The following is a 914-nucleotide window of genomic DNA, read 5'->3' as shown; positions in this document are numbered from 1 at the left end:
TCACGGTTTAATCCGCCGAGGATTTCGGCCAGTTTTTCTGCCGTCAGTTGAGTTTGCGGCAGCAGCAAACCAGCTTCGGCCTGCACCATAAAGCGCGCATTGGCTGTTTGATGATCGTCCACTGCGTGCGGATATGGCACCAGCAATGCACCCAAACCTGCAGCCGTCAACTCGGCAATCGTCAGCGCGCCGGCACGGCAAATCACCAAATCGGCATCGCGGTAGGCGGACACCATGTCGGTAATAAATTCGACGCACTCGGCTTGTACACCCAAAGCATCGTAATCTGCCTGCAGGTTGCCCAATTTATTGCGGCCGGACTGATGATACATTTGCGGACGAGCCTCCTCAGGCAATAATGCCAAAGCTTGCGGAACGGTTTTGTTCAATACATCCGCACCCAAACTGCCACCCACCACCAAAACTTTCAGACGGCCTTGACGGTTTTCAAAGCGTTCTTCGGGAACAGGCAATGCCGCAATATCAGCACGGACAGGGTTACCCACCAATCCGCCTTCATGTTGAAATGCTTTGGGGAAAGCGTACAGGACACGTTTTGCCCAACGCGACAGTTGGCGGTTGGACAAACCGGCTACGGCGTTTTGCTCGTGAATCACAATCGGCACACCGGAAATTTTTGCCGCCAAGCCACCAGGGAAAGTAACAAAACCGCCAAAACCGATAACGCACTCGACACGGTGTTTCTTAATAATCTGCTGCGCCGCACGGACAGTTTTATACAGCGTAAACGGCAACATCAGCTTGCGCTTAATACCGTTGCCGCGTATGCCTTTAATGGCCAGCGTTTCCAAACGTATGCCGTATTGCGGCACGATACGCTCTTCCATCGAATCCTGACTGCCCAGCCAAATCACATGATGGCCGCGCTTTTGCAGCGACTCGGCAACCGCCAA

1 protein-coding gene is annotated in these 914 nt (G+C 53.5%); it reads right to left on the bottom strand.

Annotated features, from left to right (window positions below; translation table 11 throughout):
• On the bottom strand, positions 1-914 hold a 914-nt coding region (gene murG, locus ACTHS3_RS15415), incomplete at both ends, for an undecaprenyldiphospho-muramoylpentapeptide beta-N-acetylglucosaminyltransferase (protein WP_440368426.1).

This window comes from Neisseria sp. P0009.S007, assembly GCF_051962515.1.
The sequence above is the reverse complement of the archived record's forward strand: the minus strand, read 5'-3'. Positions and strand labels throughout refer to the sequence as shown.